This is a genomic window from Brevundimonas sp., from assembly GCF_016463295.1.
Lineage (GTDB): Bacteria > Pseudomonadota > Alphaproteobacteria > Caulobacterales > Caulobacteraceae > Brevundimonas.
This window is the reverse complement of record NZ_JAEMRO010000055.1, coordinates 1-14,025: the sequence shown is the minus strand read 5'-3', so window position 1 is coordinate 14,025 and position 14,025 is coordinate 1. Positions and strand designations below refer to the sequence as shown.

11 protein-coding genes are annotated in these 14,025 nt (G+C 67.1%); all 11 read right to left on the bottom strand.

All coding sequences use genetic code 11. The features are described from left to right. Positions 1-1,524, bottom strand: a 1,524-nt coding sequence (locus JHC81_RS10695; protein ID WP_292174348.1) for an ABC transporter transmembrane domain-containing protein, incomplete at its 3' end; no start/stop codon positions are given. Between the two features lie 89 nt (positions 1,525-1,613). After that, on the bottom strand, positions 1,614-2,303 hold the full coding sequence (locus JHC81_RS10690; protein ID WP_292174346.1) for a response regulator transcription factor: 690 nt from the start codon (positions 2,301-2,303) through the stop codon (positions 1,614-1,616). Positions 2,304-2,315: 12 nt separating this feature from the next. After that, positions 2,316-4,955 (bottom strand): sensor histidine kinase KdpD, encoded by a 2,640-nt coding sequence (locus JHC81_RS10685; protein WP_292174340.1) that lies wholly within the window; start codon positions 4,953-4,955, stop codon positions 2,316-2,318. Between the two features lie 46 nt (positions 4,956-5,001). Then, the gene (kdpC, locus tag JHC81_RS10680) at positions 5,002-5,577 is read right to left on the bottom strand and encodes a K(+)-transporting ATPase subunit C (RefSeq protein WP_292174337.1); all 576 of its coding nucleotides are present in this window, start codon (positions 5,575-5,577) and stop codon (positions 5,002-5,004) included. A 193-nt stretch (positions 5,578-5,770) separates the two neighbouring features. After that, the gene (locus tag JHC81_RS10675; protein ID WP_292174334.1) at positions 5,771-6,520 is read right to left on the bottom strand and encodes a TorF family putative porin; all 750 of its coding nucleotides are present in this window, start codon (positions 6,518-6,520) and stop codon (positions 5,771-5,773) included. Between the two features lie 54 nt (positions 6,521-6,574). Continuing rightward, positions 6,575-8,644: a potassium-transporting ATPase subunit KdpB gene (gene kdpB / locus JHC81_RS10670; RefSeq protein ID WP_292174332.1), complete on the bottom strand. Its 2,070-nt coding sequence runs from the start codon at positions 8,642-8,644 to the stop codon at positions 6,575-6,577. Between the two features lie 13 nt (positions 8,645-8,657). Continuing rightward, positions 8,658-10,361 carry a potassium-transporting ATPase subunit KdpA gene (gene kdpA, locus JHC81_RS10665; protein ID WP_292174329.1) on the bottom strand — a complete coding sequence of 568 codons (1,704 nt, stop codon included), beginning with the start codon at positions 10,359-10,361 and terminating at the stop codon, positions 8,658-8,660. A gap of 13 nt (positions 10,362-10,374) precedes the next feature. Continuing rightward, the gene (locus tag JHC81_RS10660) at positions 10,375-10,461 is read right to left on the bottom strand and encodes a potassium-transporting ATPase subunit F (protein WP_292174353.1); all 87 of its coding nucleotides are present in this window, start codon (positions 10,459-10,461) and stop codon (positions 10,375-10,377) included. 206 nt (positions 10,462-10,667) lie between these two features. Beyond that, positions 10,668-12,623 carry an acetate--CoA ligase gene (gene acs / locus JHC81_RS10655; RefSeq protein ID WP_292174326.1) on the bottom strand — a complete coding sequence of 652 codons (1,956 nt, stop codon included), beginning with the start codon at positions 12,621-12,623 and terminating at the stop codon, positions 10,668-10,670. Positions 12,624-12,695: 72 nt separating this feature from the next. Beyond that, positions 12,696-12,899, bottom strand: coding sequence for a hypothetical protein (locus tag JHC81_RS10650; RefSeq protein WP_292174322.1), 204 nt, complete (start codon positions 12,897-12,899; stop codon positions 12,696-12,698). Beyond that, a complete protein-coding gene (locus tag JHC81_RS10645) occupies positions 12,899-13,987 on the bottom strand; it encodes a PepSY domain-containing protein (RefSeq protein ID WP_292174350.1) in 1,089 nt (362 codons plus the stop codon). Before JHC81_RS10645 ends, JHC81_RS10650 begins: the two co-directional genes overlap by 1 nt. Between the last annotated feature and the right edge of the window lie 38 nt (positions 13,988-14,025).

Here is a 14,025-nt window from a genome sequence, read left to right as displayed (position 1 = left end):
GTCCATGCCCTCGGGCAGGCCGCGGATGAAATCGTCCAGTTCGGCGGCGTCGGCGGCGGCCCAGATGGCGGCCTCGTCGGCGTCGGGGCGGGCGAAGCCGATGTTGGCGCGGATCGTGTCGTTGAACAGGGCCACGTCCTGCGGCACCAGGGCGACGGCGGCGCGCAGACTTTCCTGCGTCACCCCTCGCACGTCGCGCCCGTCGATCAGCACCCTACCCTCCTGCGGGTCCAGCAGCCGCAAGGCCAGTTTGACGATGGTCGACTTGCCCGACCCCGACGGGCCGACGAGGGCGGTGGTGGTGCCGGGCGCGGCGACGAAGCTGACGTCTTCCAGCCCGTTAGCGCGGGCGTCGTGGCGAAAACCGACGGCCTCAAAGCGCAGTTCGGAGGCGCAACCCTCGTCCGGCTTGGCCAGGGCCATGGCGTCGGGCGCATCGGCGACCTGGGGCGTCTGGCGCGTGACCTTCAGCATCTCTTCCATGTCGATGAAGGACTGGCGGATCTCGCGATAGGCGAAGCCGAGGATGTTCAGGGGGGCATAGAGGCTGATCAGGATCAGGACGGCGGCGGTGACGTCGCCTGGCCCCATCCGCCCGGCGGCGGCCTCGAACCCGGCCATGACAGCCATGACGCCCAGGCCGACGTTCATGATGACCGCCTGCATGACGTTGAGCAGGGCGAGCGAGCTGTTGGCTTTCAGAGAGGCCCGGGTGTAGTCGCCCAGCGCCGCGTCATAGGTCCGGGCGGCGCGGGCCTCGGCGCCGAACGACTTGACGGTTTCGTAGTTCAACAAGGCGTCGACGGAGACGCCTGCGGCCTCGGTGTCGGCCGCATTCATTTCGCGCCGATGCTCCAGCCGCCAGTTCGACAGGGCGAAGGTGGAGGCGGCGTAGATGGCAACTACCGCGACTGCGACCGCGCCGAAGCGCCAGTCGTACTTGCCCGCGAGGACTCCGGCGGCCAGCACCAGCTCGACCCCGGTGGGGACCAGGTTGAAGGCAAGGATGCGCAGCAGGAAATCGACCGAACGCGCCCCGCGATCCATGGTCCGTGACAGGGAGCCGGACCGCTTGGTCTGGTGAAAATCCAGCGACAGGTTCAGGGCGTGGGCAAAGGTCTCGGTTGCTGCCGTCCGCTGGGCCGCCGAACGGACCGGGGCGAAGACCACGTCCGACGCATTGGGCGCGATCGCCGACAGCAGCCGTACGATGGCCCAGCCGACGGCGAAACCGGCAAAGCCCAGACCGATGGCGACCTCCGTCGGCTGATCCGAGGCCAGATGGTTGACCGCCGCGCCCAGTACCAGGGGGGCCAGAACGCCCAGGGCCTTACCCGCCAGGGTCATGGCGATGGCCCCGATCAGGCGCAGCCGCAGGTGGGGCGCATTGGACCGGCCGACCAGTTTGATAAGGTCACCCAGCGCCTGCCACGTCGGCGGGCCGTCGCCTGCGGGCGGGGCTATGCCTGCCTGTGCGGCCTTGGCCAGAGAATCCGATTTCCGCCCCGACCGTTCACCGCGCATGAGCGCAGATATGGACCGTGCCGGAGATTCCGCAAAGGGGGAGACGTCGCCGCAGCGCAAGCGGTGCATTGGGCGGTGAAGGGCTGGCTTCAGACCTTGAGACGATACCCGACACCCGGCTCCGTCTCGATCAGCACCGGCACGGACGGATCCTTCTCCAGCTTGTGACGCAACTGCCCGATGACGACCCGAAGATACTGGGTATCATCCCGATGCGCGGCCCCCCAGACGGCGGTCAGTAGGTCGCGATGGCCGATCACCTTGCCGGCGTCGCGCGCGAGCACCGCCAAGACGTCGTACTCCTTGGGGGTCAGGCGCACCGGCTGGCCGTCGCGGCGGACCGACCGATGCTCGGGGTCGAACTCCACATGGCCTATGATCAGGGGGCCCGACGTCGCATCCCGGCGCGGCCCGGCGCGCAGCAAGACCCGCAATCTGGCCAGAAGCTCGCCCACCCCGAACGGCTTTTCGACATAGTCGTTGGCCCCCAGATCAAGCGCCGCGATCTTTTCGGCCTCGCGGTCGCGGGCCGACAGGATGACGATCGGACCGCTGTAGAACTCCCGCGCCCGGATCAGCACATCCTTGCCGTCCATATCGGGCAGACCTAGGTCCAGCACCACGGCGTCCGGTGACCACAGCGCTATACCACGAAGTCCTTCCTGACCGCTGTCGGCGCGCCGGGGCTCGTAACCAGCGGCGTCCAGCGCCGGGGACAGAAAACGGTGGATCTGGGCCTCATCATCGATGACCAGAATCTGGGGGCGGACGGCTGACATGGTTTTCGAGCCTTAGAGCAGATCGCGGTGGGTCGCGATGGCCTTGGGCAGGCTGATCAGGATGCGCGTTCCATGGCCGTCGACGATGGGGCTGGCGGCGGCGATGCGTCCTCCCATGGCCTCGACGAAGCCCTTGGCGATGGCCAGACCCAGGCCTGCGCCCTGGGTGCGGTCGGACGGCTCTTCCATGCGGCGGAATTTGTCGAAGACGCGCTCCAGCGCTTCTGTGGGTATGCCCTTGCCCTGATCCTCGATCGAGATGACGACCGAGCCGCGATCCTCATAGGCGGCCAGTTCGATGGTCGAGCCGTCGGGGCTGTAGGCGATGGCGTTCTCCAGAATATTGACCACCGCCTGTTCCAGCAGCCCCTGATCCAGCATGACCAGGCTGAGATCGCCAGGAAAATCGCGCGTCAGTGTTCGAGTCTGCAGACGGCGCGACACCCGTTCGGCTGCGGCATTCAGCACGTCGCGGACATCGATCCAGTCCGCCTTGACGTTCAGCCCGCCCCCTTCCAGCCGGGTCATGTCCAGAAGGTCGCCGACATAGCGGTTCAGCCGCTCGGCCTCCTCGCGGATACTCAGCAGCAGGTCGGCGCGCACCTCCGCGCTCAGTGTCGCGCCATATTCGATCAGAGTGGTCGACGCGCCCAGCACGGTCGACAGGGGTGTGCGCAGATCGTGGCTGACCGAGTTCATCAGCGCGCCCCTAAACCGATCGGCACGCCGCAGGCTTTCGGTCTCGACGGCGTCACCGGCCAGCTGGGCCCGCTCCAGAGCGACCGCGCCATTGTCCAGCAAGGCCAGCACCAGCCGCTCCTCGTCGGAGCTCGGCACCAGTGCGTTGGCGGCGACCCCGGCGACACCGGCGCGACCCCGCACGCCCTGCAAGGGCCAGAAGGTCCAGCTGGCCTGTGGCAGAGTGCCGGTGCCATGTCCGGCCGGCTCGCCCCGCTCCCAGGCCCAGCGGGCGGCGGCCATGGCGGCGGACCCCAGGGTTCCGTCTTCCGGCGCGCCGGCGTCGGGCGCATGAGCGACCATGACGATGTCGTCGCCCTGAGGCAGCAGCACGACCGCCCGGCTCCCGGCGGCGGCCGCGGTCTGTTCGGCCAGTACCCTAGCCGTCTGGATGTGCCCTTCCGCCGCCGACAGGGTCTGGCTGGCCGCCAGCAGAGCCGACACGGCCGAGGCCCGGCGCTGGGCCCGGCGCGCTTGCTCACGCACACGACCGGCCAAGGCCCCCGTGACCAAGGCCACGGCCCAGAAGACCAGCAGGGTCAGGATGTCTGTGGGCGAGCCGATGGCAAAGCTGTAGCGCGGCTCCAGAAACAGGAAGTTGTAGGTCAGAAAGGCCACGGTCGCGGCGACCAGGGCCGGGCGCAGACCGTACAGCACCCCCGCCGCCAAGACCGCCGACAGATAGACCACGCCCAGATCGACCCGCTGGAACGTCTGGTCCAGCATCAGGGCCAGGCCGGTCGCCAGTCCGACGAAGGCCGCGCCGATGGCATAGCCCGACCAGCTGCCGAATCCCGTCCAGCGGCGCGGTGCGGGTGTTTCGGTCGCCGTCGCCGGATCGGTGATGATGTGGACCGCCGCCCCCTGTGACGAGCGCAGCAGCTCGGTGGCCAGCGAGCGGCCGATGAAGGCGCTCCAGCGGCTGTCGCGACCCTTACCCAGCACGATCTGGGTGATGTTGTTCCGGTGGACGTAGTCCATGACGGTGGCAACGACATCGTCTCCGCTGAGCACCACCGTGCGTCCACCCAGCTGTTCGGCCAGTTTCAACGCTTCGGACAGACGCGCCCCGCGGGCGGCGTCGTGGGCCGTCGCACTGGGCCGGTCGATGTGGGCCACGGTCCAGGGCGCATCCATGGTCATGTCGGACAAACGCCGCCCGGCCCGCACCAGCGTACCCGCCATGCCGTCGCCGCCGACCAGCACCAGAATCCGCTCGCCCGCCGCCCAAGGGCCCTGCACCCCCTTTTCGCGCAGGGTGGCGACCAGCTGATCGTCCACCGTCTGGGCCGCACGGCGCATGGCCATCTCGCGCAGCGCCGTCAGGTTCTCGATCTTGAAGAAGTTCTCGGACGCGAGCCGCGCCGTCTCGGGCACATAGACCTTGCCCTCGGCCAGCCGCTTGCGCAGCTCTTCGGGCGTGATGTCCACCAGTTCGATGTCGTCGGCGCGGCTCAAGGCCCCGTCCGGCACGGTCTCGCGCTGGCGCACGCCGGTGATCCGCAACACCACGTCCGACAGGCTCTCCAGATGCTGGACGTTCAGCGTGGTCCAGACGTCAATGCCCGCCGCCAGGATTTCCTCGACATCCTGCCAGCGTTTGGGGTGACGGCTGCCGGGCACATTGGAGTGGGCATATTCATCGACCAGAAGCAGCTCGGGCCGTCGCGCGATGGCCCCGTCGATGTCGAACTCCATCAGGGCGCGCGACTTGTAGTCGATGGGGTTGCGCGCCATGACCTCCAGCCCGCGCAGAAGGCTCTCGGTCTCGCGCCGTCCGTGGGTTTCGACCACCCCGACAACGACATCGGCGCCCTCGGCCTTTCGCTTGCGGGCCGCGCGCAGCATCTCATAGGTCTTGCCGACCCCCGGCGACATGCCCAGAAACACCTTAAGCCGGCCCCGCTTTCGCAAGGCCGGCGTCTGGCGGTCCGGGGATGTCGAAGACGTCTCCCGCAAATCAGGTCGCCGGGAAGCGCGCGTCGATGGCCCGGTTGGTCATCAGCACATTGACGGTCGGTTGGCCTATGAAGCCCAGCAGCGGGCCGTGAGTGTTCTGATCGATCACGCTCTGAACCTCCTGAACCGGCACGCCACGGGCGGTGGCGATGCGCTGGGCCTGAAGGCGAGCGTAGGCCGGTGAGATGTCCGGGTCGAGGCCAGAAGCCGAGGTGGTGACGGCATCGGCCGGAATGGCCCCAGCCCCGTTCTCGGCCCGGATCGTCGTGGCACTTTCGGCGACCCGCGCGGCCAGGTCTTCATTCAGCGGCCCAAGGTTGGAGCCCGACGAGGATGAGCCGTCATAGCCGTCACCGGCCGCCGAAGGACGCGGACGCAGATAGCCCGCCTCGGTGAACGACTGGCCGACGAGAGCGGAGCCCTGGATGGTGCCGTCAGGCCCTCGCACCAGGCTGCCATTGGCCTGGGCCGGGAAGGCGCCCTGCGCTACGCCGGTGACAGCCAACGGATAGGCCAGGCCGAGCAGAAGGGTGAAAAGGGCGACCATGACGATCGCGGGGCGGATCTGATTCAGCATGATTGAACTCCGACGCTCCCTTCCCCTCGAGGGGGAAGGGCCGGGGATGGGGTGGTGGCAGAATGGTTCAAGACGTGGCGCAAAAGGCTTTGATCAAGCGTCGTCCGAGCCCATCTGCGCTCCGCGACGATCAGACTGCCTCCACCCCGCCCAACCCTCCCCCTCGAGGGGAGGGCTTTGGTTGTGGCGATCATCAGAATGTTGCCTTCAGGCTGGCGACGGCGCGGCTGTCATAGGCGGCGCCGAAGTCGTGCTCGTCGGTGTCATGGTAGCGCAGATCCAGCGCCAGATTCTCGGTCAGCTGATAGGCCGCCCCGACGTTCCAGGTGGTGTAGTCGAAGTCCGACGACACATACTGGCGGCCGACCGCCCCGTTGATCGTCCATTTGTCGGCGGGGCTGAAGGCGGCATTGGCCTCCAAATAGGTCGCCTCGTCCTCGGCCGCCCCAAAGAAGTCGGGCGAATAGTAGACGGCGGCGCCGATCGTCGCCGGACCGATGGCGCGCGAAGCGGCCAGCTTCAGCTCCACATAGTCGTAATCGGCGCTGTCAGGCTGGTTGGTGTAGAGATAGCCGACCGCCCCGATGTCGAGCGCCCAGCCCGCCGCCTCGGTGCGGAAGCCGCCGTAAAGGTCGACCTCGGCATTGGTGTCGTCATCGCCGGCGAAGGAAACGTTGGACGCCCAGGCCCCGGCGTAGAAGACGCCGTAGGTCAGGTCCACGCCGCCGGAGATGGCGGCCTCCTCCTCGGTCTGGCTCACGCCACGGAAGACGTAGTCGGAGGTCAGGGCCACGTTCCAGGCGACGTCTAGGCTGATGGTTTCGGAGGTGTCCTGCGCATCGGCGTTGGAGGCAACGCCCCAGACGATCACGGCCACCAGACAGGCCCCGGCGAACCAGGCGTCGTTGGAACCGGAGGCCTTCAGGCGTTTCTTGCGGGTCATTTCGGTTAGTCCTTGGGTACTAAAAGCGTTGGAGATGGACGGGGCGGATCTGGGTCAGGCCAGACCCAGCCCCGTGATGATCAGGTCGATGACCTTGATGCCGATGAAGGGCGCGATCAGGCCGCCCAGGCCGTAGATCAACAGGTTGCGGCCCAGCAGCTTGCCCGCCCCGACGGCGCGATATTTCACCCCGCGCAGGGCCAGCGGGATCAGCGCCACGATCACCAGCGCGTTGAAGATCACCGCCGAGAGGATGGCGCTCTCCGGCGATCCCAGGCCCATGACGTTCAGGGCGCCCAGTGCCGGCAGGGCGACGACGAACATGGCCGGGATGATGGCGAAATACTTGGCCACATCGTTGGCGATAGAGAAGGTCGTCAGGGCCCCGCGCGTGATCAGCATTTGCTTGCCGACCTCGACGATCTCGATGACCTTGGTCGGGTCCGAATCCAGATCGACCATGTTGCCGGCCTCACGGGCGGCCTGGGCGCCGGTCTGCATGGCCACGCCGACATCGGCCTGGGCCAGGGCGGGTGCATCGTTGGCCCCGTCGCCGCACATGGCGACCAGACGGCCCTTGGCCTGTTCCTCGCGGATGAGGCGCAGCTTGTCCTCGGGCGTGGCCTCGGCCAAGTAGTCGTCGACACCCGCCTCCGACGCGATGGCGGCGGCGGTCACCGGGTTGTCGCCGGTGATCATGACGGTGCGCAGCCCCATGCGACGCAGGTCGGCGAACCGCTCCTTGACGCCCGGCTTGACCACATCCTTCAGATGGATGACCCCGACCAGCACCTCGTCCTGGGTCACGGCCAGGGGCGTGCCGCCCGAACGGGCGATCCGGTCCACGGCGGCCTTGAACTCGGCCGGGACCGCGGCCTCGGTCAGGTTCAGCGCCTTCAGCACGGCGTCCACCGCGCCCTTGCGCCAGGACGATGTCCCGGCCTCCAGACCCGACTGGCGGGTCACGGCGCTGAACGGGATGGCCTTTGAGCCCTCCGGTTGTTCGACCACGACACCGGCGTTGCGGCCCAGTTCGACGATGGAGCGGCCTTCCGGCGTCTCGTCGGCCAGGGAGGCGGTCACGGCGGCGCGCAGAGCGACTTCCGGCCGGACGCCGGGCACCGGGATCACCTCCGTGGCCATGCGGTTGCCGAAGGTGATGGTGCCCGTCTTGTCCAGCAGCAGGGTATCGACGTCGCCTGCGGCCTCGACCGCCCGGCCCGAGGTGGCCAGGACATTGACCTTCAGCAGCCGGTCCATGCCCGCGATGCCGACGGCGCTCAACAGACCGCCGATGGTCGTGGGGATCAGGGTGATGAACAGGGCCCCCAGAACGATGGGATCCAGCTCCACGCCCGAATAGGCCCCCAGACCCAGCAGGGTGACGACGGCGATCAGGAAGACCAGCGTCAGACCGGCCAACAGGACCGAAAGGGCCAGCTCGTTCGGCGTCTTTCTGCGGTTCGCGCCTTCGACCATGGCGATCATGCGATCCAGGAAGGTCGAGCCCGGGGCCGAGGTGATGCGCACCTTGATCCAGTCGGATACGACCGTCGTGCCCCCGGTCACGGCCGAACGGTCGCCGCCGGCCTCACGGATCACGGGGGCGGATTCACCCGTGATGGCCGCCTCATTGACCGAAGCCACGCCCTCGACGATTTCGCCGTCCGAGGCGATGACGTCGCCCGCCTCGACCAGGATGATCGAGCCGACCTCCAGATCGTTGGCCGGTGTGGGGACGACGGTCCCGGTCCCTGGGTCGACGATCAGCTTGGCCTTGGTCGTCACGCGAGTGGCACGCAGGCTGTCCGCCGCCGCCTTGCCGCGCCCTTCGGCGACGCTTTCGGCGACATTGGCGAACAGGACCGTGGCCCATAGCCACAGCGCCAGTTGGATAGCGAAGCCGGCGGCCTGCCCACTCGTGATCTCGGCCACGGCCGAGACGGTGGACAGCAGGGCCACGATCCAGGTGGTGAAGATCACCGGATTGCGGACCAGATGGCGCGGGTTCAGCTTGACGACGGCATCGGTCAGGGCACGGCCGATCATGGAGCCGGTCAGGCCGCCGGGAGCCAGCGAGGGCTGAGGCTTTTCGCCCAGCATGTCAGGGTTTGCGAGTGTCATGAACGTGGTCCGATCAGGACGCCCCGCCGAGCATCTGGAAATGCTCGACAATGGGTCCAAGGGCGAGGGCGGGGAAGAACTGCAACCCGCCCAGGATGAGGATGACGCCGATCAGCAGGCCGATGAACAGCGGCCCATGGGTCGGCAGGGTGCCGGTCGAGGGGGCCAGCTTGGGCTTGACGACCAGGGCTCCGGCAATGGCCAGCACGGCGACAGCGGGCACGAACCGGCCCATCAGCATGGCGAGACCCAGGGTCGTGTTCCACCAAGGGGCATTGGCCGTCAGACCGGCAAAGGCCGATCCGTTGTTCGCCGCACCGGAGGTGTAGGCGTACAGAATCTCCGACAGCCCGTGCGGACCGTCATTGAGTAGCCCTTCCAGCGCCGTCGGATAGACGGCGGCCATGGCCCCAAAGCCCAGTATGGCCAAAGGCAGAACCAGGACGGCGATCATGGCGTACTGGATTTCGCGCGCCTCGATCTTCTTGCCCAGATATTCCGGCGTGCGCCCGACCATCAGCCCGGCCACGAAGACCGCCAGAATGGCCATGACGACCATGATCGCGATGCCCGAGCCGATGCCGCCCGGCAGGATTTCGCCCAGCTGCATCAGGAACATCATGATGGCCCCGGACAGCGGCATGGCGCTGGCATGCATGGAGTTGACCGAGCCGTTTGAGGCACCGGTCGTCATGCCTTCCCAGGCGACGGAGGACGGAAGGCCAAAGCGGACCTCCTTGCCCTCCATATTGATGGGTTGCTCGATGCCAGCGGCGACCAGGGCGGGCGCGGGCTGGCTTTCGGCCACATAGATCCCGGCGGTGCAGACGCCCAGCAGGATGGCGGCAGCGACCACAAGGGCGCGCACGTCCTTCTTGGCAAGGACGCTGCGACCGAAGGCGAAGAAGGCCGCCCATCCCATGACGTTGATCGAGACGGCGGTGATCAGATTGGTCAGGGCCGAGGGATTCTCGAACGGGTGGGCCGAGTTGACGTTGAAGATACCGCCGCCATTGATGCCCAGCTGTTTGATGGCCAGCTGCGACGCGACCGGGAACAGCGACAACGTCTGCTCTCCGCCTTCCAGACCCGTCGCGGTCACCGAGGCCGACAAGCTCTGAACCACGCCCAGACCGGCCAGCACGATCGCCAGAACCAGCGACGCGGGCAGCAACAGGTAGAGCGTGGTCCGCGTCATGTCGGCCCAGAAGTTGCCGACCCCCTCGCCCCGATTGGCGACAAAGGCGCGCGCCAGGGCCGCCGCGATGGCGGCACCTGTGGCGGCGGACAGAAAGTTCTGGACGGTCAGGCCGGCCATCTGGCTGAGCGTCGACATCGTCGTCTCGCCGCCATAGCTCTGCCAGTTGGTGTTGGTCACGAAGCTGACGGCGGTGTTGAAGGCCAGATGCGACGACAGGCCGGCAAACGCCTGCGGGTTCATCGGCAGGATGCCTTGCAGCCGCAGCAGGCCGTACAGAAAGACGAAGCCCGCGAGGTTGAACGCCAGCAGCGCCCCGGCATAGCCCAGCCACCCTTGGCTGCGTTTCGGATCGACGCCCGAAGCCTTGTAGAAGACGCCTTCGACCGGCCGCAGAACGGGGTCCAGCCACGTCCGCTCGCCGTTCCAGACGCGCGACAGATAGAGGCCGAGCGGCCATGCGATCAGCACGGACAGACCCAGCGTCAGGGCGATTTCCGCCCAACCTTGAATGGTCATGTCAGCGGCTCCTTCAGAACCGCTCGGGGCGCAGCAGGGCCGCGACCATGTAACCGGCGACGACGATCGCGCCGACACCCCACAGAATGGAGACCAGCATCGTCAAACTCGCTTTAGAAAAACGGCGAGAGCGGCGAAAGCCACAAAGGCCCCGCCGCCGAGCGCCAGATAGATTACGTCGGCCATGCCGCGCTCCTGCGTTCAGATCAGGAGGCGTTCAGACACCCATGGGCCATAAGCGGGCCATATCGAACCGCGGGGGAAGACATAAGCTGCGCGTAAAGAACGCTGATCTGGGCCCAGGCTTCAGCCCCCCGGCGACCGCGATGCGACCAGATCGTCCACCACCGAAGGATCGGCCAGAGTGGAGGTGTCGCCCAAGGCATCGGTCTCGTTGGCGGCGATCTTGCGCAGGATGCGCCGCATGATCTTGCCGGAGCGGGTCTTGGGCAGGCCGGGGGCCCAGTGGATGGCGTCTGGTGCGGCGATAGGGCCGATCTCCTTGCGGACGTGGGCGATCAAGGCCGACTTCAGATCGTCCGTCGGCTCGATGCCCGCCTTAAGCGTCACATAGGCATAGATGCCCTGACCCTTGATATCATGGGGAAAGCCGACGACCGCGGCCTCGGCCACCTGGTCATGCAGGACCAGGGCGCTCTCGACCTCTGCAGTCCCCATCCGGTGGCCCGAGACGTTGATCACGTCATCGACCCGGCCGGTGATCCAGTAGTAGCCGTCCGCGTCTCGTCGACAGCCGTCGCCCGTGAAATACTTGCCAGGATAGGTCGAGAAATAAGTCTCGAAGAACCGCTGGTGGTCGCCCCAGACGGTGCGCATCTGGCCCGGCCAGCTGTCGGTGATGACCAGATTGCCCTCGGTCGCCCCCTCCAGGACGGCGCCTTCGGCATCGACCAGTTGCAGCTCGACGCCCGGCAGCGGTTTGGTCGCCGATCCCGGCTTCAGTGCCGTGGCACCGGGCAGTGGCGACACAAGAATGCCACCCGTCTCGGTCTGCCACCAGGTATCGACGATGGGACACCGCCCCTCGCCCACCACCTCGTGATACCAGCGCCAGGCCTCGGGATTGATGGGCTCGCCCACGCTGCCCAGCAGACGCAGGGACTTGCGACTGGTCGCCTTCACCGGGCCGTCGCCCTCGCGCATGAGGGCGCGCAGCGCGGTCGGGGCGGTATAGAAGATCTCGACCTTGTGGCGATCCACCACCTGCCAGAAGCGGCTGGCGTCGGGCCAGGACGGAACGCCCTCGAACATCAGCGTCGTCGCGCCATTGGCCAGAGGGCCATAGACGCAGTAGCTGTGCCCCGTGACCCAGCCAACGTCGGCCGTACACCAGAAGACCTCGCCCGGCCGATAGTCGAAGACCAATTCGTGGGTCCAGCTGGCCCAGAACAGATATCCGCCGGTCGTGTGCAGGACGCCCTTCGGCTTGCCCGTCGAGCCCGAGGTGTAGAGGATGAACAGCGGGTCCTCGGCATTCATCGGCTCGCAGGGGCAGTCGTCGGACATGCCCTCGCGCACCTCTTCATATTGCACGTCGCGGCCCTCGACGATCGCCACTTCCGCGCCGGTGTGCGAAACCACCAGAACCTTGTCGACCAGACCCCGCACGCCGGCCCGTTCCAGGGCCGCATCGACATTCGCCTTCAGCGGCACGGACTTGCCACCTCGTTGTCCTTCGTCGGCGGTGATGACGAAGCGCGAACCGCAGTCTTCGATCCGTCCTGCGATACTGTCGGGCGAAAAGCCGCCGAACACCACGGAATGCACCGCCCCGATTCGCGCACAGGCCAGCATGGCCATGGCCGCCGTCGGCACCATGGGCATATAGATCGTGACGCGGTCGCCCTTCTGAACCCCCATGCCCTTCAGCACATTGGCCATGCGGCAGACTTCGGCATGCAGTTCGCGATAGGTCAGACCACCGTAGCGATTGGGGTCGTCGCCCTCCCACAGGATTGCCGTCTGATTGCCACGCGTCTCCAGATGCCGGTCCAGGCAGTTCCAGGCGACGTTCAGCACCCCGTCGGCGAACCAGCGAATGCGGAAGTCGGCCTTGTCGAACGACACGTCCTTGATGACCGTCGGGGGCGTCATCCAGTCCAGCCGCTGGGCCGCTCCTGACCAGAATGCGTTCGGGTCGCGACGCACCGCGTCGCGCGCGGCCTCGTACGCCCTGGCATCCATATGGGCGCGGGCGGCCCATTCAGGCGCGACGGGATACAGTTCGGGGTCAATCGACATTCAGCCAGTCCTCGGCAAGCCAATACGCCGCCAGGCGCTGCCAGCAGCCGAACGGTCCGAGACCAGCCAACATCACCGGGATGGGCGCGTCCAGCCCTTGCGATGCGCCCGGACCCAGGCCCAGACGATCGTGACGATCACGACGCCGACCATTCCCGAGAAGGCCAGGTCCCAGGCGTCGTCGAACAACAGGGCCCCGACCAGGCCTGCCAGGCTTAGACCCAGCAGAACCAGCGGAAGGCCGAGGATCGCGGTCAGCGACAGATGGCTGCGCATCAGATCGCCTTCCGCCGCTTGCCCAGCCACAGATAGAGCCCCGACCCCAGGATGATGATCGTCGCCAGGTCCAGGAGCGCCCAGACGATCTTCAGCGCCATCCCGCCATAGTCCCCGAAATGCAGCGGCTGCGACAGGGCCAGGGTCTTCACATACCAGGGTGTCGGCGCGACAGCCGCCAGCTCGCCGGTCCGCGCATCGATCAGGGCCGGTGTCGTCAGATGCGTCGTCAGCGGCGTGTCCCCATGAAAGAAGACGGCATAGTGGTGATCCGTCGAATAGGCGGTGCCCGGAAAGGCCACGAACTGCAGCGTCTTGCCCGGCAGGGCCGCCCTTGCGCGCTCCACCGCCGCGTCCAGAGAGGCGCGCTCGCCGTCCGGGGCAGGATCGGCATAGGCCACCGTCAGTTCCTTCAGTGCCGTATCCTTCCAGTAGGCCAGGATGGGTGTCGCCAGGGTGTTGACGATGCCCGTCACCCCGACCACCAGCACCCAGCCCACCGTCACGATGCCCAGAAGGTTGTGATAGTCGAGCCAGCGGGTCCGCGCGGCCTTGTCGATCCGGATCGTCCCGAACACCAGCCGGCGCATGAAGGGTACATACAGCACCACGCCCGACACCACGGCGACGACCAGCAGCAGCCCCATCGCCCCCAGAAACAGCATGCCGGGCAGGCCCAGGAACATGTCGGTGTGAAGCTGCAGCAGAAACTCCATCACCGGATGCCCGGCCACCAGCGGAGCCGCGTCGCCGCTGGTCTGATCGATGGGCTGGAAGGAATACTGACCCTCGGGCGCATCGGGCCTCCGGCTGGTGACGTTCACCACGGGCCGGTCCTCGTCGAAGCTCATGAAGGCCGGCACCTCGCCGGGCTGGCGCGCCAGTGCGGTCTCCAGCACCTGATCCAGCGACAGGCGACGCCCGTCCGCATGGGCCGGAGCCCACGGCTCGTCCAGCAGCAGGTGGTCCAGCTCATGGCTGAACACCAGTGGCAGGCCCGTGATGCACAGCATCAGCAGGAAAGCGGTCGAGACCAGGCTCGACCACTTGTGGACCCACGACCAGCCCTTGAGGGTGCGTGTCTGCATCCGCCTCAGAAATCCGTCGACAGCGACAGCCGCAGGGT

Coding starts and splice junctions, on each gene's coding strand:
- JHC81_RS10650 (WP_292174322.1), bottom strand. CDS start 12,899: ATGCGCAGCCATCTGTCGCTGACCGCGATCCTCGGCCTTCCGCTGGTT.
- kdpA (WP_292174329.1), bottom strand. CDS start 10,361: ATGACCATTCAAGGTTGGGCGGAAATCGCCCTGACGCTGGGTCTGTCC.
- JHC81_RS10660 (WP_292174353.1), bottom strand. CDS start 10,461: ATGCTGGTCTCCATTCTGTGGGGTGTCGGCGCGATCGTCGTCGCCGGT.
- JHC81_RS10690 (WP_292174346.1), bottom strand. CDS start 2,303: ATGTCAGCCGTCCGCCCCCAGATTCTGGTCATCGATGATGAGGCCCAG.
- kdpB (WP_292174332.1), bottom strand. CDS start 8,644: ATGACACTCGCAAACCCTGACATGCTGGGCGAAAAGCCTCAGCCCTCG.
- acs (WP_292174326.1), bottom strand. CDS start 12,623: ATGTCGATTGACCCCGAACTGTATCCCGTCGCGCCTGAATGGGCCGCC.
- JHC81_RS10675 (WP_292174334.1), bottom strand. CDS start 6,520: ATGACCCGCAAGAAACGCCTGAAGGCCTCCGGTTCCAACGACGCCTGG.
- kdpC (WP_292174337.1), bottom strand. CDS start 5,577: ATGCTGAATCAGATCCGCCCCGCGATCGTCATGGTCGCCCTTTTCACC.
- JHC81_RS10645 (WP_292174350.1), bottom strand. CDS start 13,987: ATGCAGACACGCACCCTCAAGGGCTGGTCGTGGGTCCACAAGTGGTCG.